The organism is Pseudomonas sp. S3_B08 (assembly GCF_054667725.1).
This window is the reverse complement of sequence record NZ_CP162750.1, coordinates 3,371,347-3,394,461: the sequence shown is the minus strand read 5'-3', so window position 1 is coordinate 3,394,461 and position 23,115 is coordinate 3,371,347. Positions and strand designations below refer to the sequence as shown.

Genomic DNA, 23,115 nt, shown 5'->3' with positions numbered 1-23,115 from the left:
TCGCCGTATCGGTAGGAAAAGACCCGTTATAATGAGCCCGATTTTAACCGCAAGCCAAGCGCGCTCCATCCACATCGAGCGCGCCTTTTTATTGGAGAGATTACATGCCGTCGTTCGACGTGGTATCCGAACTGGACAAACACGAACTCACCAACGCGGTCGAGAACGCCGTGAAGGAACTCGATCGTCGTTATGACCTGAAAGGCAAGGGCAGCTTCGAGTTCAAGGAAAAGGACCTGACCGTAAGCCTTACCGCCGAAGCCGCTTTCCAGCTCGAAGCGATGATCGAAATCCTCAAGCTGGCGCTGACCAAGCGCAAGATCGACGTGCAGTGCCTTGAGGTCAAGGATGCTTACGCTTCGGGCAAACTGATGAAGCAGGACGCCATCCTCAAGGAAGGCATCGACAAAGAGCTGGCAAAGAAAATCGTCGGCCACATCAAGGAAGCCAAGCTCAAGGTCCAGGCCGCCATTCAGGGCGAGCAGGTGCGTGTGACCGGCAAGAAGCGCGACGACTTGCAGGAAGCGATCGCGGCCCTGCGTGCCAAGGAATTCGGCATGCCGCTGCAGTTCAACAACTTCCGCGACTAAGCTTGTTTTGTGACTGTGTGGGAGCGAGCCTGCTCGCGAATGCAATGTGTCAGTCAATTTATTGCTGAATGACACAGCGCTTTCGCGAGCAGGCTCGCTCCCACAGTTGTTTTGAATACACCCCGGGAAGCCGGAAATCAGGAGATAGAACATGGATTTGAATGCGGAAGTGGACCACCTGGTCAAGGCGTCCCAGGCGTGGATCCCGATGATCATGGAGTACGGCAGCCGCGTGTTGCTGGCAGTGATTACCCTGGCCATCGGCTGGTGGCTGATCAACAAGGTCACGCAGAAACTCGGCGGTCTGCTGGCTCTGCGCAATGCCGATCTGGCGCTGCAAGGCTTTATCAGCAGCCTGGCCAACATCATTCTCAAGGTGCTGCTGATTGTCAGCGTCGCGTCGATGATCGGCGTCGAAACCACCTCGTTCGTCGCGGCTATCGGTGCTGCGGGTCTGGCGATTGGCTTGGCCTTGCAGGGCAGCCTGGCGAACTTCGCTGGCGGCGTGCTGATTCTGTTGTTCCGCCCGTTCCGTATCGGTGACTGGATCGAAGCCCAAGGTGTAGCGGGTACCGTCGACAGCATCCAGATTTTCCACACCGTGCTGCGTACCGGCGACAACAAGACCATCATCCTGCCCAACGGCAACCTGTCGAACGGCATCATCACCAACACCAACCGCCAGCCAACCCGCAAAGTCGTGTTCGATGTGGGCGTGGATTACGAAGCGGATCTGCAGAAGGCCCGTCAGGTATTGCTGGATCTGGCCAAGGATCCCCGCGTCATGCAGGACCCGGAGCCACAGGCAGTGATTTCGACATTGGGCGACAGTTCGATCACTGTTTCCCTGCGCGTATGGGTTAAAACTGCGGACTATTGGGATGTGATGTTCATGTTCAATGAACAGGCGCGAGATCGTTTGAAGGCTGCCGGGATTGATATTCCGTTTCCACAGCGGGTTATACGCGTAGTGCAGGAATCTGCCACGCAGTAAGCGTCTTTGAAGTTGGTTTGGCAGTCAGCAACTAATATAAAACCCGAGCAGTGTGTGCACTCTCGGGTTTTTTATCGGCGCGATAAAACTATGCTGGCTAATAAGTAGCTGGCTAATGTTTTTTCTGTTTGATCAGTTATTCATCCATAAAAAAACCGCCCTCCTGATTCAGGAGGGCGGTTTTGTTAGAGCAAAGCTCTACAGTACGTCAGCTTCGCAACCTTATTACAGGATGCTCAGTGGATATTCAACGATCAAACGCAGGTCGTTGTTATCACCACCGTTATAAGAAGTGTTGGAGCGATACCAGGCGCTACGCAGGCGGAAAGACAAGTCTTTCGCTGGACCGTTTTGCATAACGTATTTGGATTCGAAGTCCAGTTCGTGCTCTTTGCCCTCTTCAGCGCCGGTGCTGATGTTGTCACCTTTGATGTAACGGGTCATGAAGCTCAGACCAGGTACGCCGAAGGTAGCCATGTTCAGGTCATAACGGCCCTGCCACGAACGCTCGTCTGCACCGTTGAAGTCAGAGTACTGCACGGAGTTGGCGAGGAAGATCGTGCCGCCGCCGTCCACGCCGTACACGTAACCGGTGTCACCGCTGGAGCGCTGGTGGGCGAGGGTGAATTTGTGCGCGCCGATGCTGTAAGCAGCGCTAAGGGACCAGATGCGGTTGTCGATGTCGCCGGACAGGTCTTGACCCTGGCTCTTGCTCTTGTACCCGTTGAAATCGAAGTTCAGCGACTGTTCGTCGTTGATCGGCAGGGTGTAGTTCAGATTGACGTATTGCTTCTTGAAGTGGTCTTCCACGTCGGATGCTGCAACACCGGCGACAAAACTGTCGGTGAACTGATAGGTAGCACCGGCGATGTCAGCGGATTTCAGGCCACCTTCAACGATGGAGTCACGACCCATCTGGCTTTGCGCGCTCAGCGCGGTAAAGCGACCTGCGCTCAGTTCCAGGCCCGGGATCTCTTTGGATACGAGCATGGTGCCGGTAGCGGTCTCAGGCAGCAAGCGGCTGTCGTCGGTGGAAAAAACCGGGCTGGCGACAAACTGGTTACCGTATTTCAGGACAGTGTCGGAAAGACGGAACTTGACTGCTCCACCGCTTTTCGACTGAGTGTCTTCAGCTCTGCCGTCGCTATCGGGAGCGAACAGACCGTTGCCAGTGCGGCCGCGTCCAGTGTCCAGCTTGATGGAGCCAAGACCGAAAGCGTCTACACCTACACCGATGGTGCCTTGGGTGAAGCCGGACTCGTAAATGGCATGCATGCCAATACCGGTTTCTTCACGATAGCCCTGGCGCTCACCCGACGGGCTGCTTTTCAGGTTTTCGTTCTTGAAATCACGGTTCATATACAGCATGCGAGTCTTGACGCTGAAGCTGCTGTCTTCAACAAAACCTTTCGATTCATCTTGAGAAGACGCCATTGCGAACTGCGAGGTGCCTGCTGCAACAGCCAGGGCGATCATGCTCCACTTCATCACGCGCATCGTGATTTGCTCCTTTGGTTTTTAGAAGAGTACTGCCGTCCCACCTGTTTTATTATCTGGGCGGCTCTTTCTTTTTGTGTCGGCGCAAACTTATATCACGCCGACATTGTTGGCGATACTTGCGAAATCAACCTTTCAGCTTCTTTACGGCGTTGTCGCAAAAGGAGCGCTGGATGTCGCAAATTCACAGTACCGATGCAGCCGGACTGACAACTTTATCGCTGTTTCCGGGCCTTTTTTGCATCGCTAAAAAAGAGTCCCTGGCAAAACACTTGAATCTCCATCGGGCAACCCTGCCACTGTTTTTATTGGCTTCAAGCGACCACTTCCAGTGGTGCGCTTATAGTCCATACGGTTACTAATGCAACAAGCGTGCACAAACCGCGAAAACGCTGCGGTTATTTTTCTATGGGCCGCTCGCAGATGTGAAAACCTTGTGAAAACGGGGTCTCGGGGCTGTTTTGTTACGGGCTTGACGACGATCCCCCAATGGTGTTGCAACGCACCAAAGCCGCGCAGGACAACCAAAAACGTTACCGGTTCACCCCGCATTGAGTATTTGGCGGATGCCCGACCCACTGAGCGTAGACGTGTTGTGCAGTTTTGGTGCAAAAAAATCATGAATCCAGCCTTGGGCAATCTGGCGGCGACTGACCTGAGGTACGGCAGATCAAGGATTTTCGTGCAGCTCTTCACGTCAAGGCTCATGTCGGGGCCTGTGTTGGTGCGCGGCCGGGATAAATGTTTCATGTCGGAGCGCCTGACGATTTACTGCTGGCAGCGGCGTGAAGCTCGCTGCATTCGCAGGTATGCTGCCGTTCTGTCGCTTGGCGCGCTGCTTCGAATGGGCCGCCGCTAAGCTGAGTTAGAGGATCAGCGGGAGTGCTCACAGTGTTTGCTTTGGATTCACGACTTCAACAGGACGCCCTGGTCATCGGCGACTTTCCGTTGTGCCGGCTGTTGCTGTCCAACGACAGCAATTACCCTTGGTTCATCCTGGTACCTCGTCGCGAGGATATAAGCGAGTTGTTTCAGTTGGATGTCGCCGATCAGCAGCAACTGTGGCAGGAAACCACCACCCTCGCCGAGTTGCTCAAGGATTCGTTCGACGCGGACAAGCTGAACGTGGCAACCCTGGGTAACGTTGTCAGCCAGTTACATATGCATGTGATCGTGCGTAAGCGTGACGATGCGGCATGGCCGGCGCCGGTCTGGGGCAAGCATCCGGCCAGGCCGTACAACGCAGAACAGGTAGCGGCCATTCGCGAACGCTTGCGTCTGGTGCTGACCGATGAATTCACTTTTTTGGAGGGCTGAGTCATGAGCCTTGAGGGACGCGTAACCGATCTGGAAAGCCGTCTGGCCTTTCAGGATGACACCATTCAGGCTTTGAACGATGTGCTGGTGGCCCAGCAGAAAGTCATCGAGCGCCTGCAATTGCAGATGGAAGCGCTGATCAAGCGTCACGAAGAAATGGTCGGGCAGTTCGGTGCTTTTGAGGAAGATGCACCGCCGCCGCATTATTGAGCCATTCGGCAGGCATAAAAAAACCGCGAACAGTCAGGCTGTTCGCGGTTTTTTACTTTGGATCAGCGACGCGGCAGGGCGGCGATCACGTCCTCGGCTTGCAGGCCTTTGTCGCGGTTCATCACCGAGAACTCGACGCGCTGGCCTTCGACCAGAACCCGATGGCCTTCGCCACGGATGGCGCGAAAGTGCACGAAAATATCATCGCCGGAATCCCGGGAGATAAACCCGAAACCCTTGGAAGTGTTGAACCACTTCACGGTGCCGGTATCGCGATTGCTCATGTCATAGGTAGTCGGCGCAGCGGCCGGTGACGATTTGTAGAAGCTCACGGCCAGATGCAGCAGCACGGCAACCAGGGCGATCACCAGGCTGAACAACACCGCCGGCTGGCCAGCGATGACCGGCATCGGCGCGATCAGGGTCAAAGTTTGCAGGACGACAGTCAGTACCAGAAGGGCGCTGACCAGATTTTGCAGATGCTGGCGCGGGCCTTTGTTCCAGTAAGGAATCACTGGAGCGATGACCAGGTTCAGCAGGCCGAAAAAGGCCAGGTAAAGTGCATCGGGCTGTTGCAGGTAAGGAACGGCTTCGGCTTTCAGGCTGGGTATGAACGACAGCAGCAAGGCTGCTGCGCCCATTAGCAGGTGGACGATTTTCAACATTTTGATTGGCTCACGTTATGACGGCTCACAAGGAAGAGCTGAAGGCGCACGGTTCGCTTCAGGACAAAATAAGAGGCGGTGGACACGTACACGGCATCAGCCTATGCGCAACACCCCGGAAAATAGGGCATGGCGACACACTGCCTATTTAACAGCAAAGCCTGCGGCTACTCAAATCAGCCCGGCCAGCGGCAGAGAAACGGTCGATTTGTCGCAGTCTGACCACGGATTCATAGCTGCGAGCCGGCTCTTGCCTTGCTACAGTGGGACCGAACCTGCTGGATGAATTCAATCACTGTTAGGGGGCAAGCATGGCAATTGATATCGGTATCAGTGAAGAAGACCGCAAATCCATCGTCGAAGGGCTGTCGCGACTGCTGTCGGACACCTACGTGCTGTATCTGAAAACCCATAGCTTCCACTGGAACGTCACCGGCCCGATGTTTCGCACGTTGCACCTGATGTTCGAAGAGCAATACAACGAGCTGTCGCTGGCCGTCGATTTGATCGCCGAGCGCATTCGCGCACTGGGTTTCCCGGCGCCGGGTGCCTACGCGACCTATGCCCGTCTTTCTTCTATTAAAGAAGAGGTCGGCGTGCCAAGTGCCAAAGACATGATCAAGCAACTGGTCGAAGGCCAGGAAGCGGTGACTCGTACCGCGCGCGGTATCTTCCCGCTGCTGGACAAGGTCAGCGACGAGCCCACCGCTGACCTGCTGACCCAGCGCATGCAAGTGCACGAGAAAACTGCGTGGATGCTGCGCGCACTGCTCGAGGAATGATCCAGGCGCTGCGGACGGCGTGAGGTCGTCCGCATGCTCTCCAGACTCTTACCGTTGTCGTTGGCTTATCCTACGAGGCTGGTCAACAAGTCGTATGGCGCTAACTTTGTCACTGGGTTTTTATGAAGGAGCAGGATGTTGCCTTATAAATCAGCAGTCATGGCAAAGGAGTGTCAACGCTATGGTAGAAGGAGACAGGCGAAGCGACAGGATGTCGGCTTCGCGGCACGTAATAAAGGTCGATCCGTTTGTCAGCGAGTTCGACATGAATCTGATCCGGCCGCTGTCGCGATCAATTCGCCTCAACGGTTTTGCGACCTGCCTGCGCCTCGAGCAGGTCTACTGGAATATTCTCGGCGGCATGGCCGAGGACAATCATTGCTCGATCAGCACACTGCTATCCCACGTTGATCGTGAGGTGCATCTGCGTTACGGCGGAGTGAAAAATTTCAGTGCGCTGGTGCGGGTGGTTTGCGTCATGAACGGGATCAAAGATCTCGCACCCGCAGTTTCGCGCTGAAACGGCGGTTGCAACGAGGTTGCGGGCTGTGCAGCGTTACGGCTGCACAGCCCGCATTTAATCGATATAATCCCGCGCTTTCGCCGCAAAGCCCTGCGCGCGGCAGCAATCTGATCGCCGAGACACCTCCATGCCAATGTACGATTACCAATGTGCTTCCTGTGGTCATCAGTTGGAAGCCATTCAGAAGATCAGCGACGCACCGTTGGTCGATTGCCCTGCCTGCCAGGCGCCCGAACTGAAGAAGCAGCTGTCCATGCCGGGTTTTCGCCTCAGCGGCAACGGTTGGTACGAGACCGACTTCAAGACCGGAGCCAAGAAGAATCTGGCCGGTGGCGACAAAGCTGACTAGGGTTCCGACCCTGAACGAACGACACGCGTGAGTTTCCGCCTTGCTTGATGGCGGCGGGATCTCCACCGAATTTCGAATTACGAGAAGCGAACCACACCATGATGCGCAGCCACTATTGCGGCCAACTGAACGAAAGCCTGGAAGGCCAGGAAATTACCCTTTGCGGATGGGTTCACCGTCGCCGCGACCACGGCGGGGTGATTTTCCTCGATATCCGTGATCGTGATGGTCTGGCTCAGGTGGTGTTCGATCCGGATCGCGCCGAGAGCTTCGCCGCCGCCGACCGCGTGCGCAGCGAATACGTCGTGAAGATCACCGGCAAGGTGCGTCTGCGTCCGGCCGGCGCGACCAACGCCAACATGGCCTCGGGCATGATCGAAGTGCTGGGTTATGAACTGGAAGTGCTGAACGAGTCGGAAACCCCGCCGTTCCCGCTCAACGAGTTCTCCGACGTCGGCGAAGAAATCCGCCTGCGCTATCGCTTCCTCGACCTGCGTCGTCCGGAAATGGCCGAGAAGCTGCGCCTGCGTTCGCGCATGACCACCAGCATCCGTCGCTTCCTCGACGAGAACGGCTTCCTCGACGTCGAAACGCCGATCCTGACCCGGGCCACTCCGGAAGGTGCGCGTGACTATCTGGTGCCGAGCCGTACCCACGCCGGTTCGTTCTTCGCCCTGCCGCAATCGCCGCAGCTGTTCAAGCAACTGCTGATGGTCGCCGGCTTCGACCGTTACTACCAGATCGCCAAGTGCTTCCGTGACGAAGACCTGCGTGCCGACCGTCAGCCGGAATTCACCCAGATCGACATCGAGACCAGCTTCCTCGATGAAAAAGAGATCATGGGCCTGACCGAGCAGATGATCCGCAACCTGTTCAAGGAAGTGCTGAACCTGGAGTTCGGCGAATTCCCGCACATGACCTTCGAAGAAGCCATGCGCCGCTACGGTTCGGACAAGCCGGACCTGCGTATTCCGCTGGAACTGGTTGACGTTGCCGACCAGTTGAAAGAAGTCGACTTCAAGGTGTTCAGCGGCCCGGCCAACGATCCGAAGTGCCGCATCGCCGCACTGCGTGTTCCAGGCGGGGCGAGCATGCCGCGCAAGCAGATCGACGACTACACCAAGTTCGTCGGCATCTACGGTGCCAAGGGCCTGGCGTACATCAAGGTCAACGAGCGTGCCGCCGGTGTTGAAGGTCTGCAATCGCCGATCGTGAAGAACATCCCGGAAGACAAGCTCAACGTGATCCTCGATCGCGTTGGCGCAGTCGATGGCGATATCGTGTTCTTCGGTGCCGACAAGGCCAAGATCGTCAGCGAAGCCCTGGGCGCGCTGCGTATCAAACTCGGTCACGACCTGAAGCTGCTGACCTGCGAGTGGGCGCCAATGTGGGTCGTCGACTTCCCGATGTTCGAAGAGAACGACGACGGCAGCTTCTCGGCGCTGCACCACCCGTTCACTGCACCGAAGTGCACCCCGCAGGAGCTCGAAGCCAACCCGGCCGGCGCACTGTCCCGTGCGTACGACATGGTCTTGAACGGCACCGAGCTGGGCGGCGGTTCGATCCGTATCCATCGCAAGGAAATGCAGCAAGCGGTATTCCGCCTGCTGGGCATCAACGAAGCGGAACAGGAAGAGAAGTTCGGCTTCCTGCTCGACGCGCTGAAGTACGGCGCACCGCCGCACGGTGGTCTGGCCTTCGGTCTGGACCGTCTGGTGATGCTGATGACCGGCGCCCAGTCGATCCGTGAAGTGATCGCCTTCCCGAAAACCCAGAGTGCTGCCGACGTGATGACGCAGGCTCCGGGCGTAGTGGATGCCAAGGCATTGCGCGAGCTGCACATTCGCCTGCGCGAAACGCCAAAGGCTGAGTAAGACGGGCCTGAAGGCGCATCTTCGGATGCGCCTTTTTTCTTTCTCAGGTCGAATTTTTCAATTGCCGGCCGCTGCCTCGGCGGGGCGGGCAAGGTTTCAAAGAGCATTCGGAGCAAGTTATGGCAGGTCATTCCAAGTGGGCAAACATCAAGCACCGCAAAGAACGTCAGGATGCCAAGAGGGGCAAGATCTTCACCAAGTGGATCCGTGAACTGACCGTTGCGGCCCGTCAGGGTGGCGGTGATCCGGGTTCCAACCCGCGTCTGCGTCTGGCTCTGGACAAGGCGTTGAGCGCCAACATGAGCCGCGACATCATCGACCGTGCCGTTGCGCGCGGTGCCGGCGCCACTGAAGCGGACAACGTTGAAGAACTGACCTACGAAGGTTACGGCCCGGGCGGTGTGGCGGTGATGGTCGAGTGCATGACCGACAATCGCAACCGCACTGCGGCGGCTGTGCGTCACGCGTTCAGCAAGTGTGGCGGCAACCTCGGCACCGATGGTTCGGTGGCGTATCTGTTCGAGCGCAAGGGCCAGATCAGCTTCGCTCCGGGCGTCGATGAAGACGCACTGACCGAAGCGGCACTGGAAGCCGATGCCGATGACGTGGTCACCCACGAAGACGGTTCGATCGACGTGTTCACCTCGTTCACCGGTTTCTATGCGGTGCGCAACGCGCTGGAAGCGGCCGGGTTCAAGGGCGACGACGCGGAAATCGTCATGCAGCCGACCACCAGCGCCGAGCTGGATCTGGAAGGTGCGGAGAAGGTGCTCAAGCTGATCGATATGCTTGAGGACCTGGATGACGTGCAGAACGTCTACTCCAACGCGGACATCCCGGAAGACGTCGCCGCTCAGCTTGGCTGATAAGCGACTAGTCTTCCTTGTGGGAGCGAGCCTGCTCGCGAAAGCGGTGTGTCATTCAGCACCTGTATCTGCTGACATACCGCCTTCGCGAGCAGGCTCGCTCCCACATTTGCTATTGGCTGTCAGGTAAATCGTTTTATGAATCTGCAGGCGTTATGACTTTAATCCTTGGTATCGACCCCGGTTCGCGCATCACCGGTTACGGGATCGTTCGCGATACCGGGCGGGGTGGCTGCATCTATGTGGCCTCGGGCTGCATTCGCACCGGTTCCGGCGAGCTGCATGAGCGTCTGCAGATCGTCTATCGCGGCGTGCGCGAAATCATCAAGACCTACGGCCCGGTGACCATGGGCATCGAAAAGGTGTTCATGGCGAAAAACGCCGACTCGGCGCTGAAGCTCGGGCAGGCGCGCGGGGCTGCGATTGTCGCCGGCGCCGAAGAGTGTCTGGAAATCGCCGAGTACACCGCCACGCAAGTCAAACAGGCGGTGGTCGGCACCGGTGCGGCCAATAAGGAGCAGGTGCAGATGATGGTCATGCACATGCTCAAGTTGACCAGCAAGCCGCAGATCGACGCCTCCGACGCTCTCGCGATTGCCATTTGCCATGCGCACACGCGCTCAAGCCTGCTGCCGCACGGTCTGGGAACCGCACGCAGTCGTGGCGGGCGCCTGCGTCTCTGATAGCATCAGCATCAATTTTCTCGAAAGTGACTTCGCGGTGCCTGTGTTGTTGGCGCGCAAGCCACCTTCAATCGTCGCCAGCCCACGGCTGGCCAGCGCTCAAGGATTCAAAACGTGATTGGACGCTTGCGCGGCACCCTGGCTGAGAAACAGCCGCCGCACCTGATTCTCGATGTGAACGGCCTTGGCTATGAGGTGGAAGTGCCCATGACCACCCTTTATCGTCTGCCGTCGGTCGGCGAACCGCTGACCCTGCACACCCATTTGGTCGTACGCGAAGATGCGCAATTGCTCTATGGTTTTGCCGGCAAGCGTGAGCGAGACTTCTTTCGCGAGCTGATCCGTCTCAATGGCGTCGGACCGAAACTGGCGCTGGCGTTGATGTCGAGCCTGGAAGTCGACGAGCTGGTGCGCTGCGTGCAGTCTCAGGACACTTCGGCGCTGACCAAGGTGCCGGGGGTTGGCAAGAAAACCGCCGAGCGTTTGCTGGTGGAATTGAAAGATCGCTTCAAGGCCTGGGAAACTTCGCCGGCGATGTTCGCGCTGGTGCCGAATCAGCCGGACGGCCCGGCGCCGGTCAACAGTGCCGAGACCGATGCGGTCAGCGCGTTGATCTCGCTGGGCTACAAGCCGCAGGAAGCGAGCAAGGCGATTTCCGCGATCAAAGACAAGAACCTGAGCAGCGAAGACCTGATCCGCCGCGCTCTGAAGGGAATGATTTAAGTGATTGAAGCTGATCGTCTGATCGCCGCCGCGCACAGCCCGCGCGAGCGCGAAGAAGTCCAGGATCGGGCCATCCGCCCGGTCAGCCTGGCCGACTACATTGGCCAGCCGACCGTGCGCGAGCAGATGGAGCTGTTTATCCAGGCTGCCCGTGGCCGCAGCGAGTCCCTCGATCACACCCTGATCTTCGGCCCGCCGGGGCTGGGCAAGACCACGCTGGCGAACATCATTGCCCAGGAAATGGGCGTGTCGATCAAGAGCACCTCCGGGCCAGTGCTGGAACGCCCGGGTGATCTGGCCGCGTTGCTGACCAATCTTGAGCCGCACGATGTGTTGTTCATCGACGAAATTCATCGTCTGTCGCCGATCGTTGAAGAAGTGCTGTACCCGGCGATGGAAGATTTCCAGCTCGACATCATGATCGGCGAGGGGCCGGCGGCGCGTTCGATCAAACTCGATCTGCCGCCGTTCACTCTGGTCGGCGCCACCACCCGCGCCGGCATGCTGACCAATCCGTTGCGTGATCGCTTCGGTATCGTCCAGCGCCTGGAGTTCTACAGCACGGCGGATCTGGCAACGATCGTCAGTCGTTCGGCGGCGATTCTCGGCCTGCCGCTGGACCCGGAAGGTTCGTTCGAGATCGCCCGTCGCGCCCGTGGCACGCCGCGAATTGCCAACCGTCTGCTGCGGCGGGTGCGCGATTTCGCTGAAGTACGCGCCAAGGGACACATCACCAAAGCGGTGGCGGATCTGGCGCTGAACCTGCTGGACGTCGACGAACACGGTTTCGATCACCAGGACCGGCGCCTGCTGTTGACCATGATCGAGAAGTTCGACGGCGGTCCGGTTGGTATCGACAGTCTGGCGGCGGCGATCAGTGAAGAACGCCACACCATTGAAGACGTGCTCGAACCGTATCTGATCCAGCAGGGCTACATCATGCGCACGCCACGGGGCAGGGTAGTGACGCGGCATGCCTATCTGCATTTCGGTTTGAATGTTCCGTCACGCATGGGCGAGATGCCCTTGGGAGACGAGTTTCTCGACGCCGTCGACGATTGATACACATTTGCTGGTGATTTATTCAGGGTTTGTACTGTCAGACGACGGTACTTTTGCGTTAAAGCTTTGAAACCACGAAAAACAGTTGTCTGGCCGGATTGGCAACCTGAGGAGTAAGCACTAGAGTATGCGCGCGCAAAACGGGCTTGAGCCGTTCGCACATCGTTGTCGCGTTTATTACGAGGACACCGATGCGGGCGGCATCGTGTATTACGTTAATTACCTCAAGTTTATGGAACGGGCTCGAACCGAGCGGCTACGGGAACTGGGTTTTGCCCAATCTGTGCTTGCCGGAGAGGACCTGTTGTTCGTCGTGCATTCCAGCGAAGCGCGCTACCACGCGCCGGCGCGACTGGATGACGAACTGCTGGTAAGCGCTGATGTAATCGAATTGAACCGTGCCAGCCTGCGCTTCAAACAGCAGGTCAGGCGGGCCACGGATAATGTGCTGCTCTGCGAAGGGCAGTTTTTGGTGGCCTGCGTGCGCACCGACAGTTTGAAACCCCGGGCCCTTCCCGAAGACCTGCGTGCGGCCTTCGCCGACGCGGTCGGCCCGGGTACACACTCAAAGCAGGAGATAAAGCGTGGAAGCTAACGTCGTCGACCATTCCTCCATGTGGAGCCTGGTCAGCAATGCCAGCATCGTGGTGCAGTTGGTAATGTTGACCCTGGTGGCCGCATCGGTGACCTCATGGATCATGATCTTTCAGCGCAGCAATTTGCTGCGTGCCGGTCGACGTGCCCTGGAGAGCTTCGAAGAGCGCTTCTGGTCGGGTATCGACCTGTCCAAACTGTACCGTCAGGCCGGCAGCAACCCTGATCCGGATTCGGGCGTGGAGCAGATCTTCCGTGCCGGCTTCAAGGAATTCTCCCGTCTGCGTCAGCAGCCAGGTGTCGATCCTGAAGCCGTGATGGAAGGTGTCGCCCGTGCCATGCGCGTGGCCATCTCGCGCGAAGAAGAGAAACTCGAGCAGAGCCTGCCGTTCCTCGCCACCGTCGGTTCGGTCAGCCCGTACATCGGTCTGTTCGGCACCGTGTGGGGGATCATGAACTCCTTCCGTGGTCTGGCCAGCGCCCAGCAAGCGACGCTCGCCACCGTTGCCCCGGGTATCGCCGAAGCCCTCATCGCCACCGCGATCGGCCTGTTCGCTGCGATCCCGGCGGTCATCGCTTACAACCGTTTTGCTGCGCGCAGCGAAACCTTGCTGGGCCGCTACTACACCTTCGCCGATGAATTCCAGGCGATCCTGCACCGCAAAGTGCACACCAGCGAAGAATAAGCAGGTATTTCCCGATGGCTTTAATCGCTCGAGCTCGCAAAAAGCGCAAGCCGGTCGCCGAGATGAACGTGGTGCCCTACATCGACGTGATGTTGGTGCTGCTGGTCATCTTCATGGTGACCGCGCCGATGCTCAATCAGGGCGTGAAAGTTGATCTGCCCAAGGTTTCCAGCGAAGCCTTGCCGCAGGACAACAACACTCAGGTCCTGACCATTTCGATCAAGGCTGACAAGACCTACTACTGGAACCTTGGCAGCGAAGTCGACACCGAGAAGCAACAGGACAGGGCCATGACCCTGCCACAGATGACGGACGCGGTGACCAAGATCATCCGCGCCGGCACCGAGGGCGGCAAACGCACCCAGGTGTTCATTCGTGGTGACAAAACTGTCGACTACGGCGCCGTCATGGGTGCCATGGGCGGGTTGCAGAAAGCCGGGGTCGGTAACGTTGGTCTGATTACCGAGGCCCCCTGATGCAGCAACAGCGAGAGCCGTCCGCCTCGGAAAGCTACTTCTGGCCTAGTGTTCTGGCAATCGTCCTGCACGTGCTGGTGTTCGGCATGCTGTTCGTCAGTTTTGCCTTCACGCCCGAACTGCCGCCGGCCAAGCCGATCGTCCAGGCGACTCTGTACCAGCTGAAATCGAAAAGTCAGGCGACCACCCAGACCAATCAGAAGATTGCGGGTGAGGCGAAGAAATCCGCCGCGCGCCAGACCGAAGTCGAACAGATGGAGCAGAAAAAGATCGAGCAGGAAGCGGTGAAGGCGGCGGAACAAAAGAAAGAGGAAGCGGCTCAAAAGGCCGAGGAAGCCAAGAAGGCCGACGAGGCGAAAAAAGCCGACGAGGCGAAAAAGGCTGATGAAGCCAAGAAAGCCGACGACGCGAAGAAAGCCGAAGCGAAAAAGGCCGAAGAGAAACAATTGGCTGATATAGCCAAGAAGAAGGCCGAAGACGAAGCGAAAAAGGCTGCTGAGGAAGAGGCGAAGAAGGCCGCTGCCGAAGAAGCCAAGAAGAAGATCGTCGAAGACGCGAAGAAGAAAGCCGCCGAAGACGCCAAGAAGAAAGCTGAAGCTGAAGAGGCGAAGAAGAAAGTCGCCGAAGACGCGAAGAAGAAAGCTGCTGCCGATGCTGCGAAGAAGAAAGCGCAGGAAGCGGCACGCAAATCCGCCGAAGACAAAAAGGCCCAGGCCCTGGCAGATCTGCTTTCCGACACGCCGCAGCGTCAGCAGGCCCTGGCAGATGAGCAGGGTGACGAAGTTGCCGGCAGTTTCGATGACCTGATTCGCGCTCGTGCAGCGGAAGGCTGGGCTCGTCCTCCTTCGGCGCGCAAAGGCATGACGGTCGTGCTGCAAATCGGCATGTTGCCGGACGGCACGGTGACTTCGGTCAGCGTCGCCAAGTCCAGTGGTGACGGTCCGTTCGATGCTTCGGCAGTCGCGGCAGTGAAGAATATTGGACGTTTGACAGAAATGCAGGGAATGAAGCCGAGCGATTTCGCTCCGTATCGTTCATTCAAGATGACATTCACACCTGAGGATCTAGCCTTGTGAGAAACCTTCTTCGAGGAATGCTGGTCGTGATCTGCTGCATGGCAGGGATCGCGACGGCAGATGAAAAGAACATTCTGGTCACCAGCGGCAGCGATCGGGCCACCCCGATCGCCGTCGTACCGTTCGGCATGCAGGGCGGCGCCGTGCTGCCTGATGACATGGCTGAAATCATTGGCAACGATTTGCGCAACTCGGGCTATTACTCGCCTATTCCGAAAGCCAACATGATCAGCCAGCCAAGCCAGCCGAGCGAAATCATCTTCCGTGACTGGAAGGCGGTGGGTGCTCAGTACATGATGGTCGGCAGCATCGCTCCAGCGGGCGGTCGCCTGCAGGTGCAGTGGGCGCTGTTCAATGTCGCCACCGAGCAGAAAGTGGCGGACGGCAGTGTTTCCGGTACGACCGACCAGATCCGTGACATGGCGCACTTCATCTCCGATCAGTCGTTCCAGAAGCTGACCGGCATTGAAGGTGCCTTCTCGACGCGCCTGCTGTACGTGACGGCCGAGCGTTTCTCCGAGAAGAACACGCGCTACACCCTGCAGCGCTCCGACTATGACGGCGCCCGCGCAGTGACTCTGCTGCAATCGCGCGAGCCGATCCTGTCGCCGCGTTTTGCACCGGACGGCAAGCGTATCGCCTACGTGTCGTTCGAGCAGAAGCGTCCGCGTATCTTCATGCAGAACATCGACACCGGTCGCCGTGAGCAGATCACCAACTTCGAAGGCCTCAACGGCGCGCCAGCCTGGTCGCCGGATGGCAATCGCCTGGCGTTCGTGCTTTCGAAAGACGGTAACCCGGATATCTACGTGATGAACCTCGGTTCGCGTCAGATCAGCCGCGTAACCAACGGTCAGGGCATCAATACCGAACCGTTCTGGGGCAAGGATGGCTCGACCATCTACTTCACCTCGGACCGTGGCGGCAAGCCGCAAATCTATAAAACCAGCGTCGGTGGCGGTGGTGCCGAGCGTGTGACGTTCGTGGGCAACTACAACGCCAACCCGAAACTTTCGGCTGATGAAAAGACTTTGGTGATGATTCATCGTCAGGATGGCTTCACCAATTTCAAGGTGGCAGCTCAGGATCTGCAGCGGGGTAGTGTAAAGATCCTCACTGATAGCACTCTGGACGAGTCACCTACTGTTGCGCCCAACGGCACCATGGTAATCTACGCCACCCGCCAACAGGGCCGGGGAGTCTTGATGCTCGTGTCCATTAATGGACGCGTGAGGCTCCCGCTTCCTACCGCTCAAGGCGAAGTCAGAGAACCGTCCTGGTCCCCTTACCTGAAGTGAGCGGGCGCTACACGTTTTACTTAACACACTGGGGTTCATTAGGAGTTTCACGATGGAAATGCTGAAGTTTGGTAAATTTGCTGCGCTGGCTCTGGCCATGGCTGTAGCTGTAGGTTGCTCGTCCAAAGGCGGCGACAACGCCGGTGAAGGCGCTGTTGATCCAAACGCTGGTTACGGCGCAAACACCGGTGCCGTTGACGGTTCCCTGAGCGAAGAAGCTGCTCTGCGCGCAATCACCACCTTCTACTTCGAATACGACAGCTCGGACCTGAAGCCAGAAGCCATGCGCGCTCTGGACGTTCACGCCAAAGACCTGAAAGCAAACGGCGCTCGCGTTGTTCTGGAAGGCAACACCGACGAACGTGGTACTCGTGAGTACAACATGGCACTGGGCGAGCGTCGTGCGAAAGCCGTTCAGCGCTACCTGGTACTGCAAGGTGTTTCCCCAGCTCAGCTGGAACTGGTTTCCTACGGCGAAGAGCGTCCAGTTGCTACCGGCAACGACGAGCAGTCCTGGGCCCAGAACCGTCGCGTCGAACTGCGTAAGTAATTCGATATGCGAACGTGCCGTCGTGCTGTAACTGTTCTGGCTCTCAGCCTCGCGCCGCTTGCGGCGTGGGCTGCGGTTCCTGTGGTCGATGACAACTCCGGTTATAACAATAGCGGGAGCAGTTATCCGCCTGCGGGTTACGGTACGAACGGCGCCTATGCCGGGGGAGCGGCTTCGGCCCCTGCCTCGGCACAAGGCATGCTGTTCAACCAATTGCAACAGATGCAGGACCAGATCTCGCGCCAACAGGGCGTGATCGAAGAACTGCAGAATCAGGTTTCGCGCATGAAGCAGGAATCCCTGGAGCGATACCAGGATCTTGATCGGCGCATAGGATCCGGCGTTGCACCAGCCGCGACTCCCGAGAATTCTTCTGCCGGTGGCGATGCAAGTGCTGCTGCCGGTGCTGCCGCAGGCGCGGGTGCTGCTGCGGCAGCCCAGGCCCCTGCTGCGGGTAGCGAACCGGCTGATCCGGCCAAGGAAAAGCTGTATTACGATGCCGCTTTCGACCTGATCAAAGCCAAGGATTTCGACAAGGCCAGCCAAGCCTTCGCCGCTTTCCTGCGCAAATACCCCAACAGCCAGTACGCGGGCAACGCTCAATACTGGTTGGGCGAAGTGAACCTGGCCAAGGGTGATCTGCAAGGTGCAGGTCAGGCCTTTGCCAAGGTTTCGCAGCTGTATCCCAAGCACAACAAAGTGCCGGATTCGCTGTACAAGCTGGCTGACGTAGAGCGCCGCCTCGGTCATACCGACAAGGTCAAAGGCATTCTGCAGCAGGTTGTGTCCCAATATCCGGGCACTTCCGCCGCGCAGCTGGCCCAGCGTGATTTGCAGCGCATGTAAGCCTGTTCATCCGTGTTTTGAAGAAACCCGCGCTTGTCGCGGGTTTTTTCGTTAGAATTCACGCCCTTTTTCTGAAACACGCTTCTTGTGGTCTACGCGTTGGCGGGATTGCCTGAAGTGCCTGACGGAGGCGGACAGCCTGTTTAGCTGTTACGCCCGTGGCGACTATGCAAGACACATTGAGAATCACCGAAGTTTTCTACTCGTTGCAGGGGGAAACTCGGACTGCCGGGCTGCCCACGGTTTTCGTGCGCCTGACCGGTTGCCCGTTGCGTTGCCAATACTGCGACAGCGCTTATGCGTTCAGCGGCGGCACCGTCCGCACCCTCGACGACATCCTTGAGCAAGTGGCCGGATATCGTCCGCGCTACGTCTGTGTCACCGGCGGTGAGCCGTTGGCTCAGCCGAACGCCATTCCTTTGCTTGAACGGTTGTGTGATGCCGGTTACGAGGTGTCGCTGGAAACCAGCGGCGCCCTCGACGTGTCCGCCGTCGATCCGCGTGTCAGTCGCGTCGTCGACCTGAAAACGCCGGGCTCGAAAGAAGCCCATCGCAACCGTTACGAGAACATCGAACTGCTGACCCGCAACGATCAGGTGAAATTTGTCATCTGCTCGCGGGAAGACTATGACTGGGCGGTATCGAAACTGATCCAGTACGGGCTTGATAGACGTGCGGGTGAAGTGCTTTTCTCCCCAAGTCATCATGACCTCAATGCCAGGGATCTGGCGGATTGGGTGGTGGCAGATAACCTGCCAGTGCGGCTGCAACTGCAGTTGCATAAATATCTATGGAATGATGAGCCGGGGCGCTGAGATGATTGAACAACCGAACACTACCGAAAAACGTGCCGTTATCCTGCTTTCGGGCGGCCTCGACTCGGCCACCGTGGTGGCGATGGCACGCGCCGAAGGCTACGCCTGCTACACCATGAGCTTCGATTACGGCCAGCGCTCCCATGCTGAATTGCATGCCGCCGCCCGCGTTGCTCGCGATCTGGGAGTGGTCGAGCACAAGGTCATCGGATTGAACCTCAATGGCATGGGCGGCTCGGCGCTGACTGACACCAGCATCGATATTCCGGAAGAGCTGGGCGAAGGCATTCCGGTGACTTACGTGCCGGCGCGCAACACGGTGTTTCTGTCGTTGGCATTGGGTTGGGCCGAAGTGCTCGGCGCGCGCGACATCTTCATCGGCGTCAATGCAGTGGATTATTCCGGCTACCCGGATTGCCGTCCCGAGTTCATCGAGTCGTTCGAGCGCATGGCCAACCTGGCCACCAAAGCGGGCGTGGAAGGCAATGGCTTCCGCATTCAGGCGCCACTGCAAAACCTGAGCAAGGCGCAGATCGTCCAGGCTGGCGTGAAGCTGGGCGTGGATTATGGCCTGACGGTTTCCTGCTATCAGGCAGACGATGACGGCCGCGCCTGCGGCAAATGCGACAGCTGCCGCCTGCGTGCTGAAGGCTTCGCGGCGGCGGGTGTGAGCGATCCAACTCCTTATTTTTGATCTTTTTCAAAAAAGGTGTTGAATAGTCCTTAAAAATCAGTATTATACGCGCCACCACACAGCGGGTCGTTAGCTCAGTTGGTAGAGCAGTTGGCTTTTAACCAATTGGTCGTAGGTTCGAATCCCACACGACCCACCATATTTGGCGGTTTAGAAAATCCGGAAGGCCCACGAAAGTGAGGATTTCCGGGTTTTTTTTTGCCTGCAATTCGGGCGTTCGACGTTTCAGCGCGGGCGGCCTGACACAGGTCAGAATCATCTTTTGTATCAACGGGATATTCTGTAGCCTTGCGCAGCTTCAACGCTGTCCCGTGCCTGATGATACTCACTCTCCCGGCGGTACCCTCTAGCGGTCCGGAGCCGGGTGTATACTCGACTTTCGCGCGAATGCGCCTGCAGGTCTTGCGAACATGACGCAGATTTCCGAACGCCTTCTGGTTCAAGCCCACCTCGACGCCAAACAGCCCAAACCGCTGACGGCAGAAGAGGAGGCTTATTACCGTTCCGCCATCGCCGCCGAGCTCAAGGCTCAGGACGCGGTGCTCGTGGCCCACTTTTATTGCGATCCGGTGATTCAGGCCCTGGCCGAAGAAACCGGCGGCTGTGTTTCCGACTCCCTGGAAATGGCACGCTTCGGCAATGCCCATCCGGCCAAGACCGTGGTGGTCGCCGGCGTGAAGTTCATGGGCGAGACGGCAAAAATTCTCAACCCGGAAAAGCGAGTGCTGATGCCGACCCTGGAGGCGACGTGCTCGCTGGACCTGGGTTGCCCGGTCGATGAGTTCTCGGAGTTTTGTGATCAGCATCCAGAGCGCACCGTGGTGGTGTATGCCAATACTTCCGCCGCCGTGAAGGCTCGGGCTGACTGGGTGGTGACTTCGAGCTGCGCACTGGAAATCGTCGAAAGCCTGATGGACAACGGCGAGACGATCATCTGGGGCCCGGACAAGCACCTTGGCACTTACATTCAGCGCAAGACCGGCGCCGACATGCTGCTTTGGGATGGTGCCTGCATCGTTCACGAAGAGTTCAAGTCCAAGCAGCTCGAAGACATGAAGGCGCTGTACCCGGACGCAGCGATTCTGGTGCATCCCGAGTCGCCGACTTCGGTGATCGAGCTGGCGGACGCCGTCGGTTCCACCAGCCAGTTGATCGCTGCCGCGCAAAGCCTGCCGAACAAGACCCTGATCGTCGCCACCGACCGTGGCATCTTCTACAAGATGCAGCAGCTGTGCCCGGACAAGGTCTTTATCGAAGCGCCTACCGCCGGTAACGGCGCGGCTTGCCGCAGTTGCGCGCATTGCCCGTGGATGGCCATGAACACACTTGAGCGCACGCTCAAGAGCCTGAAAGAAGGCACCAACGAGATCTTTGTCGATCCGGCGCTGATTCCCCAGGCGATCCGCCCGTTGAAGCGCATGCTCGACTTCACCCAGGCAGCGCGGATGAAGCTGGCCGGTAACGCTTAAGCTTCAAAGGCATTACACAAACCTGTGGGAGCGAGCCTGCTCGCGATAGCGGTGTGTCAGTCACCATCAAAATCGACTGATGCGACCCCTTCGCGAGCAGGCTCGCTCCCACAATGGTATTCGGTGTCAGGCGGTTATTTGCTCTTCTTCGGGATCCGCACCACACGCGTATCCGAATAGATGTCGTGCCAGGTGCGTTTCTGCTTGTCGAACAGCGACCAGAAGAACCCCAGCCCGATACACAACCACGACGCGATCGACACCATAAAGCGCAGCAGCGCCTGCCACAGGCTGATCGCTGTGCCGTTGGCGTTCTGCACGCGGATCCCCCACACCTGCATGCCCAGTGTCTGCCCGCCGTGGGTCCAGAACTTGGCGAAGAAGCCGAACAATACCAACAGCAGCACCGTGGAGTAGAGCGGATCACCATCCAGCTGGCCGGCGTCGGTCATCACTCGCAGACGCTCTTCGCCAATGATCGCCGCCTGGATCAACTTATAGATGAATCCGGTGACGATCAGCAGGGCGGTGCACAGCAGGAAGTCGTAGAACATCGCCGCCAGACGACGACCGAGAGCAACGGGAGGAAAGTCCCCTTGCGGCGTGAGCAGGTGTTTCGACATGGCAGCCTCGGGACGCGAATGGAAGCGCCATTTTACGGATTAGCGCGCACAAAAAAGCCCCTGATATCAATATCAGGGGCTTTTTCGTATCAGAAGATCAGGCTTCTGCTTGTACTTCGTCAGCCTGCATGCCTTTCTGGCCTTGCACGGCAACGAAAGTCACCTTCTGGCCTTCTTTCAGGCTCTTGAAGCCGTTGCCCTGAATGGCGCGGAAATGTACGAACAGATCCGGACCGCTTTCTGGAGTGATAAAACCAAAACCTTTCTCGTCGTTAAACCACTTGACGGTACCGCTCTGACGTGTGGACATTTCTTATTTCCTTTGACGCATAAATTGATGACAGCCCCTTTCACATGAAAGAGTACTGGAGCTGGTTGCAAGGAGTAAGAAGACGTCGAGCGGGATGTAGCTAACTTGTAGGCTACTGCCCAGGTCACGATTCCAAGCTGACCCATGCAAACACAGTGGACAAACTCTACGCCAACTACGGGAGAAAAAACAAGCCCTGCGAAGGCCCCGGTTTTACTGCTCTTCGCGGCAATTAGTCAGTTCACTAGTGCAGTCTTGGACGATTGTCTGGTTCAGTTTTTTGCAGTCGTTATAAGCAACGTTCATATTCGAAACAGATGATAAAAAACGCACTGTTTTATGGCGATTGCGTTACACATTAGTGCACGCATAACGCAATCGCGTTACTTATAGAAACAGTCGATCAACCGCGATAGTAGCGTTGTGGAACAAATGGCATTTTGCTTACAAGCATTTGCACCTTTTTCCCACGGACGATGGCCCATACGGGCGTATCGAGCGTGACGTAGGCGCTGTCGAGGTAACCCATCGCCAATGGCCCGCCCAAGGTCGGACCAAAGCCGCCGCTGCAGACGCTGCCGATGATCTCGCCGGCCTCGTTGACGATCTCTGCGCCTTCACGCACCGGGGTACGCTCCTGTGGCAGCAGGCCGACGCGTTTGCGTGCGACGCCGTTCTGTTGCTGCGCGAATATCTGCTCGGCGCCCGGGAAACCGCCGGCCCGCGCGCCATCGGCGCGGCGGGGCTTGGAGATCGCCCAAAGCAGGCTGGCTTCGATCGGCGTGGTTTCGGTGTTCATGTCATGGCCGTACAGGCACAGGCCGGCTTCCAGACGCAGCGAGTCGCGGGCGCCAAGACCGATGGCCTGAACCTCTGGTTCGGCGAGCAGGGCGCGGGCGAGTTTCTCCGCTTCAGCGGCCGGTACAGAGATTTCGAAACCGTCTTCACCGGTGTAGCCCGAACGGCTGACAAAGCAGTCCACGCCCAGCAACGACACACGGTTGAACTGCATGAAGGTCATCTTCGTCACGTCCGGCGCAAGACGCGCCAGCACCGTGACGGCTGCCGGACCTTGCAGGGCGAGCAGGGCGCGCTCTTCGAACAGCGCCGTAATGGTGCACTGATCGCCGATGTGTTTTTGCAGATGCGCGAGATCCTGATCCTTGCACGCGGCGTTGACCACCAGGAACAACTCGTCATTGCCCAGATTGGCAACCATCAGGTCGTCGAGGATGCCGCCGCTTTCGTTGGTGAACATCGCATAACGCTGCATGCCCACCGGCAGGTCGATGATGTCCACCGGCACCAGGGTTTCCAGGGCTTTGGCCGCATTGGCACCGGTCAGACGAATCTGGCCCATGTGCGAGACGTCGAACAGCCCCGCCTGTTCGCGGGTGTGCTGGTGTTCTTTCATCACCCCGAGCGGATATTGCACGGGCATGTCGTAGCCGGCGAACGGCACCATGCGCGCGCCGAGTTCGAGGTGCAGTGCGTGCAGCGGGGTTTTCGAGAGTTGTTCGGTGGACATGCGTGGCTCCTTTGA

At 58.1% G+C, this 23,115-nt stretch carries 27 protein-coding genes and 1 tRNA gene; 23 read left to right on the top strand and 5 right to left on the bottom strand.

Translation table 11 applies throughout. The features are described 5' to 3' along the window. Positions 1–104: 104 nt before the first annotated feature. Complete coding sequence (locus AB4N73_RS15385) at positions 105–590, top strand: YajQ family cyclic di-GMP-binding protein (protein WP_016773491.1); 486 nt, start codon at positions 105–107, stop codon at positions 588–590. Between the two features lie 151 nt (positions 591–741). After that, complete coding sequence (locus tag AB4N73_RS15380; RefSeq protein ID WP_016773492.1) at positions 742–1,584, top strand: mechanosensitive ion channel family protein; 843 nt, start codon at positions 742–744, stop codon at positions 1,582–1,584. Between the two features lie 225 nt (positions 1,585–1,809). On the opposite strand, the gene AB4N73_RS15375 is transcribed toward AB4N73_RS15380, so the two are convergent. Then, positions 1,810–3,081 (bottom strand): OprD family porin, encoded by a 1,272-nt coding sequence (locus tag AB4N73_RS15375; protein ID WP_071173364.1) that lies wholly within the window; start codon positions 3,079–3,081, stop codon positions 1,810–1,812. Positions 3,082–3,972: 891 nt separating this feature from the next. Between AB4N73_RS15375 and AB4N73_RS15370 the strand changes: the two genes are divergently transcribed. Together AB4N73_RS15370 and AB4N73_RS15365 are read left to right on the top strand one after the other, a co-directional pair. Then, positions 3,973–4,398: an HIT family protein gene (locus AB4N73_RS15370; protein ID WP_236168320.1), complete on the top strand. Its 426-nt coding sequence runs from the start codon at positions 3,973–3,975 to the stop codon at positions 4,396–4,398. A 3-nt stretch (positions 4,399–4,401) separates the two neighbouring features. After that, positions 4,402–4,608, top strand: a complete 207-nt coding sequence (locus tag AB4N73_RS15365) for a SlyX family protein (protein WP_041479795.1) — start codon at positions 4,402–4,404, stop codon at positions 4,606–4,608. A 62-nt stretch (positions 4,609–4,670) separates the two neighbouring features. On the opposite strand, the gene AB4N73_RS15360 is transcribed toward AB4N73_RS15365, so the two are convergent. Next, positions 4,671–5,273: a cold-shock protein gene (locus tag AB4N73_RS15360; RefSeq protein ID WP_016773496.1), complete on the bottom strand. Its 603-nt coding sequence runs from the start codon at positions 5,271–5,273 to the stop codon at positions 4,671–4,673. Between the two features lie 311 nt (positions 5,274–5,584). On the opposite strand from AB4N73_RS15360, the gene AB4N73_RS15355 reads away from it, so the two are divergent. The 19 genes from AB4N73_RS15355 to nadA all read left to right on the top strand — a co-directional run bounded on the left by AB4N73_RS15355 (position 5,585) and on the right by nadA (position 20,639). After that, a complete protein-coding gene (locus AB4N73_RS15355) occupies positions 5,585–6,055 on the top strand; it encodes a Dps family protein (protein ID WP_460142265.1) in 471 nt (156 codons plus the stop codon). 181 nt (positions 6,056–6,236) lie between these two features. After that, the gene (locus tag AB4N73_RS15350; protein WP_024014091.1) at positions 6,237–6,575 is read left to right on the top strand and encodes a ribbon-helix-helix domain-containing protein; all 339 of its coding nucleotides are present in this window, start codon (positions 6,237–6,239) and stop codon (positions 6,573–6,575) included. A gap of 130 nt (positions 6,576–6,705) precedes the next feature. Next, on the top strand, positions 6,706–6,927 hold the full coding sequence (locus tag AB4N73_RS15345; protein WP_016773499.1) for an FmdB family zinc ribbon protein: 222 nt from the start codon (positions 6,706–6,708) through the stop codon (positions 6,925–6,927). A gap of 98 nt (positions 6,928–7,025) precedes the next feature. Continuing rightward, a complete protein-coding gene (gene aspS, locus AB4N73_RS15340; RefSeq protein WP_460142264.1) occupies positions 7,026–8,801 on the top strand; it encodes an aspartate--tRNA ligase in 1,776 nt (591 codons plus the stop codon). Positions 8,802–8,920: 119 nt separating this feature from the next. Next, entirely contained in the window at positions 8,921–9,667 is a 747-nt protein-coding gene (locus AB4N73_RS15335; protein ID WP_024014089.1) for a YebC/PmpR family DNA-binding transcriptional regulator, read from the top strand. Between the two features lie 155 nt (positions 9,668–9,822). Continuing rightward, complete coding sequence (gene ruvC, locus AB4N73_RS15330) at positions 9,823–10,350, top strand: crossover junction endodeoxyribonuclease RuvC (protein ID WP_016773501.1); 528 nt, start codon at positions 9,823–9,825, stop codon at positions 10,348–10,350. A gap of 114 nt (positions 10,351–10,464) precedes the next feature. Then, entirely contained in the window at positions 10,465–11,073 is a 609-nt protein-coding gene (gene ruvA, locus AB4N73_RS15325) for a Holliday junction branch migration protein RuvA (protein ID WP_024014088.1), read from the top strand. After that, positions 11,074–12,135 carry a Holliday junction branch migration DNA helicase RuvB gene (gene ruvB / locus AB4N73_RS15320; protein WP_460142263.1) on the top strand — a complete coding sequence of 354 codons (1,062 nt, stop codon included), beginning with the start codon at positions 11,074–11,076 and terminating at the stop codon, positions 12,133–12,135. 127 nt (positions 12,136–12,262) lie between these two features. Beyond that, positions 12,263–12,730, top strand: a complete 468-nt coding sequence (gene ybgC, locus AB4N73_RS15315) for a tol-pal system-associated acyl-CoA thioesterase (protein ID WP_041479792.1) — start codon at positions 12,263–12,265, stop codon at positions 12,728–12,730. Further along, positions 12,720–13,415, top strand: coding sequence for a protein TolQ (gene tolQ / locus AB4N73_RS15310; protein WP_008080223.1), 696 nt, complete (start codon positions 12,720–12,722; stop codon positions 13,413–13,415). The genes ybgC and tolQ overlap by 11 nt, the downstream gene beginning before the upstream one ends. A gap of 23 nt (positions 13,416–13,438) precedes the next feature. Continuing rightward, positions 13,439–13,891, top strand: a complete 453-nt coding sequence (gene tolR / locus AB4N73_RS15305; RefSeq protein WP_160767866.1) for a protein TolR — start codon at positions 13,439–13,441, stop codon at positions 13,889–13,891. Then, entirely contained in the window at positions 13,891–14,967 is a 1,077-nt protein-coding gene (gene tolA / locus AB4N73_RS15300; protein ID WP_016773505.1) for a cell envelope integrity protein TolA, read from the top strand. The genes tolR and tolA overlap by 1 nt, the downstream gene beginning before the upstream one ends. Before the next feature lie 17 nt (positions 14,968–14,984). Further along, positions 14,985–16,265 carry a Tol-Pal system beta propeller repeat protein TolB gene (gene tolB, locus AB4N73_RS15295; RefSeq protein ID WP_164488347.1) on the top strand — a complete coding sequence of 427 codons (1,281 nt, stop codon included), beginning with the start codon at positions 14,985–14,987 and terminating at the stop codon, positions 16,263–16,265. A gap of 52 nt (positions 16,266–16,317) precedes the next feature. Next, a complete protein-coding gene (pal, locus tag AB4N73_RS15290) occupies positions 16,318–16,815 on the top strand; it encodes a peptidoglycan-associated lipoprotein Pal (RefSeq protein ID WP_003178634.1) in 498 nt (165 codons plus the stop codon). Positions 16,816–16,821: 6 nt separating this feature from the next. Then, a complete protein-coding gene (gene ybgF, locus AB4N73_RS15285; protein WP_024014085.1) occupies positions 16,822–17,661 on the top strand; it encodes a tol-pal system protein YbgF in 840 nt (279 codons plus the stop codon). 167 nt (positions 17,662–17,828) lie between these two features. Then, a complete protein-coding gene (queE, locus tag AB4N73_RS15280) occupies positions 17,829–18,476 on the top strand; it encodes a 7-carboxy-7-deazaguanine synthase QueE (RefSeq protein ID WP_041479789.1) in 648 nt (215 codons plus the stop codon). Position 18,477: 1 nt separating this feature from the next. Next, positions 18,478–19,170 (top strand): 7-cyano-7-deazaguanine synthase QueC, encoded by a 693-nt coding sequence (gene queC / locus AB4N73_RS15275; protein ID WP_056787919.1) that lies wholly within the window; start codon positions 18,478–18,480, stop codon positions 19,168–19,170. Between the two features lie 63 nt (positions 19,171–19,233). Then, positions 19,234–19,309: transfer RNA gene (locus AB4N73_RS15270), tRNA-Lys, on the top strand. A gap of 271 nt (positions 19,310–19,580) precedes the next feature. Beyond that, positions 19,581–20,639: a quinolinate synthase NadA gene (gene nadA / locus AB4N73_RS15265; protein WP_460142262.1), complete on the top strand. Its 1,059-nt coding sequence runs from the start codon at positions 19,581–19,583 to the stop codon at positions 20,637–20,639. Between the two features lie 134 nt (positions 20,640–20,773). Here the strand turns inward: nadA and AB4N73_RS15260 are convergent, their stop codons facing one another. The 3 genes from AB4N73_RS15260 to gcvT form a co-directional block, all read right to left on the bottom strand. Beyond that, positions 20,774–21,262 carry an RDD family protein gene (locus tag AB4N73_RS15260; protein WP_016773510.1) on the bottom strand — a complete coding sequence of 163 codons (489 nt, stop codon included), beginning with the start codon at positions 21,260–21,262 and terminating at the stop codon, positions 20,774–20,776. 97 nt (positions 21,263–21,359) lie between these two features. Continuing rightward, a complete protein-coding gene (locus AB4N73_RS15255) occupies positions 21,360–21,572 on the bottom strand; it encodes a cold-shock protein (protein WP_003227496.1) in 213 nt (70 codons plus the stop codon). 403 nt (positions 21,573–21,975) lie between these two features. Further along, complete coding sequence (gene gcvT / locus AB4N73_RS15250; protein ID WP_150741945.1) at positions 21,976–23,100, bottom strand: glycine cleavage system aminomethyltransferase GcvT; 1,125 nt, start codon at positions 23,098–23,100, stop codon at positions 21,976–21,978. Positions 23,101–23,115: the final 15 nt, after the last annotated feature.